General features: G+C 69.1%; 3 protein-coding genes. 1 reads left to right on the top strand and 2 read right to left on the bottom strand.

Annotation, left to right across the window (positions count from 1 at the left end):
* Nucleotides 1-869 (bottom strand): DMT family transporter (locus tag IQ216_RS12180; protein WP_228007467.1); only part of this gene is annotated, 869 nt, incomplete at its 3' end.
* 22 nt (nt 870-891) lie between these two features.
* On the opposite strand from IQ216_RS12180, the gene dnaG reads away from it, so the two are divergent.
* Nucleotides 892-3,042: a DNA primase gene (gene dnaG, locus IQ216_RS12175; RefSeq protein ID WP_193815666.1), complete on the top strand. Its 2,151-nt coding sequence runs from the start codon at nt 892-894 to the stop codon at nt 3,040-3,042.
* On the opposite strand, the gene IQ216_RS12170 is transcribed toward dnaG, so the two are convergent.
* Nucleotides 2,955-3,994: AI-2E family transporter (locus IQ216_RS12170; protein ID WP_193815665.1), on the bottom strand; the 1,040-nt coding region annotated here is incomplete at its 5' end. The genes dnaG and IQ216_RS12170 overlap by 88 nt on opposite strands.

The following is a 3,994-nucleotide window of genomic DNA, read 5'->3' as shown; positions in this document are numbered from 1 at the left end:
ATGCTGAGCAGGGTCGCACCCAGCACCAGGGCGGCGGCCAGCAGCAGGGAGGGAGCGAGGGTCTCGTGGAACCAGAACACGCCCCACAGCGCCGCCAGGGGCACCTGCACGTAGCTCATCGCCGTGGCCCGGCCCGCGGCAATGCCCATCAGCCCATAGGTGAGGCCCAGCTGACCCAGCTGGGTGAACAGGCCCACCCCCAGCAGCCAGGCGAACTCCACGGCCGTGGGCTGCACCGGATCCAGCAGCACCAGGGGCAGGCTGATCGGCAGGGCCATCAGCGGGAAGTAGAACACCACCACCAGGGGGTGCTCACTGCGGCGCAGGGCCCGCACGCTCACGTAGGCCAGGGCCGAGAGCAGGGCTCCGGCCAGGGCCAGCAGCAGGGGCAGCGTGGGCAGCTGGTCGGAGAGGGCCGCCAGCCCATCACCGGCCGGGATGGTGAGCACCCCCACCCCGAGCAGGCCCAGCAGCACAGCACCTCCCACCCGCCAGCCGGGCCGTTCGCCCAGCAGCGGCCAGGCCAGCACCGCCGTGAAGGTGGGATGGAGGTACTGCAGCAGGGTGGCCACCGCCAGGGGCAGGCCGGCGATCGCCTGATAGATGCAGTAGAGCCCCGCTGTTCCCAGCAGACCCCGCCCCATCAGCAGCCCGCGGCGGTTTCCCCAGGGATCGATCCCGGCCCGGCCCAGCAGCCACCAGCTGATCAGCACGCTCACCACGGCCCGGGCCAGCACCACCTCCGACACCGGCAGGCGCCCGCCTAGGGCCTTGACGCACACCCCCATCAGGCTGAAGGCCAGGGCGCTGGCCAGCATCCACAGGGGCGCCCAGTTGTGGTGGTGTCCGGCAGAATGGGGGCGATCCAACCCCCATCGGTAGCGCCACTCCTTGAGCCAGCCCGCGCTCCATCCCCGCCTGCATCCGCGCACGATCGAGGCCGTCAAGGAGCGTGCGGACATCGTCGATGTGGTGGGAGAGCACGTGGTGCTCAAGAAGAAGGGGCGCGAGTTCGTGGGGATCTGCCCCTTCCACGACGACACATCGCCGTCGATGACGGTGTCGCCCGCCAAGCAGTTCTACTACTGCTTCTCCTGCGGCGCCGGCGGCAACGCCATCAAGTTCCTGATGGAGCTGCAGCGCCACAGCTTCAGTGATGTGGTGCTGGAGCTGGCGCGCAAGTACCAGCTGCCGGTGGAAACGCTGGATGGCCCCCAGCAGGAGCGGCTGCGCAAGCAGCTCTCCCGGCGCGAGCAGCTGCACCGGGTGCTGAGCCTGGCCTCGGGCTGGTTCCGCAGCCAGCTGCGTGCCCCGGGCGGGGCGGCCGCCCTGGCCTATCTGCGCGAGCAGCGGGGCCTCAGTGAGGGCACGATCGAGAGCTTCGAGCTGGGTTTTGCCCCCGACCGCTGGGATGGGCTGCTGAACCACCTAGTGCAGGTGGAAGGGGTGGCCCCGGAATGGCTGGAGGCCGCCGGTCTGGTGGCGGCCCGCAAGGGGGAGGCCGGCGATAGCCGCCGTGGGCACTACGACCGCTTCCGCGGCCGGGTGATGGTGCCGATCCGCGACCGCCAGGGGCGGGTGATCGGCTTCGGCGGCCGCAGCCTTGAGGGCGGCGAGCCCAAATACCTCAACTCCCCGGAAACGGAGGTGTTCGAGAAGGGGCAGCACCTGTTCGGCCTGGATCGGGCCGCCAACGAGATCCGCCGCGATGACCGGGCGGTGGTGGTGGAGGGCTACTTCGATGTGATCGCCCTGCATGCCGCCGGCATCACCAATGCGGTGGCCTCCCTGGGCACGGCCCTCAGCCGCCAGCAGATCACCCAGCTGTGCCGCTGCTGCGAGAGCCGCCGCCTGATCCTCAACTTCGACAGCGACGGCGCCGGCGTGAGGGCGGCCCAGCGGGCGATCGGCGAGGTGGAGCAGCTGGCGCTGCAGGGGCAGCTGGAGCTGCGGGTGCTGCACCTGCCCGCCGGCAAGGATCCCGATGAATTCCTGAAGCAGAACGGCGCCGGTGATTACCGCGCCCTGCTGGATCAGGCGCCCCAGTGGCTCGACTGGCAGATCGCCCAGGTGCTGGAGGGCAAGGACCTGGCCCGCTCGGATCAGTTCCAGCAGGCCGTGAGCGCCCTGGTGGCCCTGCTCGGCAAGCTGCCCCAGAGCGCCGTGCGCAGCCACTACCTGCAGCAGGTGGCCGAGCGGCTCAGCGGCGGCAAGGCGAGGCTGGCGATCCAGCTGGAGGACGACCTGCGCCAGCAGGTGAAGGGCCAGCGCTGGCACGGCCGCTCCCAGAAGTGGGAGCAGCCCGGTGAGGCGGGTCTGCGGGAGCGGGCCGAGGCGGAGGTGCTGCGGCTCTACCTGCACTGCCCGCCGGAACGGCCCCGCATCCGCGCCGAGCTGCGCCGCCATGAGCTGGAGGACTTCGGCCTGGCCCACCACCGCCAGCTCTGGGCCGCCATCTGCTCCCTGGAGGAGGACAACCTGGGCGCCGGCCGGCTGGAGGCGGTGAGCCGCGGCCTCGATCCTGGCCTCGATCTGGCCGACCTGGAGCTGCCCAGCCTGCTCAGTGACCAGCTGCTGGTGGAGGAGAGCAGCCTGCTGACACGGCTCACGCCCCTGATCGAGCCCAGCGAACTGCAGCAGCTGCAGCTGGGCCAGCCGCAACTGCAGCTGCGCGGCGCCCTGGCCTCATTGGAGCGCCAGCGCAGCCTGAAGCGCTGCCGGCATCTGCTCGACGCCTGGAGCAGCCAGCGGCTGGAAACCCTGGAGCGCTGCATCGCCCGCCTGGTGCAGCTGGAGCGCAGCGAAGAGGATGCCGGCCTGGTGCCGATCAGCGACATGGAGGGCCGCATTGAGCAGCTGTTCGCCGAGCTCAACAGCGACGCCCTGCGCTTTCAGGAGCTGTATTACAACGAGCGCCGCTACCTCGAGGCCCTCGATGCCCGGCGTCGGGCGGGCTATGCCGAGCTGGAGGCCGGCTCGGCTGAATCGAGCAGCAGCGACTTGACGGTGGCGGCGATCGGCACGGCGGTGATCACCCCGTAGAAACTGGCGAGGGTGGCGCCCACCATCACCGAAAACAGGATCACGATCGGGTTGAGGCCGGTGAGCTTTCCCAGCAGCCGCGGCGGCAGCACGTTTTCGATCACCTGATCCACCACGATCAGCACAGCGAAGATGCGCAGCCCCAGCCAGAAGCTCTTGAGCATGAACAGCACACTGAACAAGAGGATGCCGAGGATGGCCCCGAACGGGATGAAGCCCATCAGACCGATGCTCACCCCTGAAAGGATGGGGAACGGCGCCCTCAGCAGCCACAGGGTGGGTGTGAGTACAGCCATCAGCACAGCTGAGAGGATGAGCTGGTTGAAGATGTAGCTGTTGAAGTTGCGGCGCAGCACGGCCAGCGCCTTGAGGCCGTTGTCGCCAGGCAGCCAGGAGGTGAGGCAGTTGCGCACGAAATCACCGCCATAGATCAGGAAGAAGATCGTGAGCACGAACAGGAAGAAGAGGCTGAAGAAGTTCCCCAGCGATCCGGTGATGAAGGCGGGGATGTTGAGCAGCAATCCCTCCAGCTGCGCGGTGAGCCCTGCCGCCAGGCCCTGGATGATTTCGCTGACCTCGATCGGCACGCCCAGATAGGAGGCCCTGCCACTGACGGCGTCGAGCTGCTGGGCGGTGGCGGAGATCCACTCCGGCAGCACCTGCGTGAAGGCCAGAAACCGCACCACCAGAAGCGGCAGCAGGGTGGCGGCGATCAGGCCGGCCAGGGCCAGGAACAGCCCCACCACCAAACCGATCGCCCAGCTGCGCCCCAGCCCCAGGCGCCGCTGCAGCAGGCGCACCGGCAGGTTGAGGATCAACGCGATCACCCCGGCGAGGATGAAGGTGGAAGCGATGCCCTCAAAGGCCCTGTAGAGCGAGGCGAACACCCACAGGTTCAGCACCACGAGCGGGAAGGACAGCCCCAGCACCAGCGGGCGGGGCAGGCCGGAGG

The sequence above is a fragment of the Cyanobium sp. LEGE 06143 genome (assembly GCF_015207535.1).
Taxonomy (GTDB): domain Bacteria; phylum Cyanobacteriota; class Cyanobacteriia; order PCC-6307; family Cyanobiaceae; genus NIES-981.
This window is presented reverse-complemented; position numbering and strand designations above follow the sequence as displayed.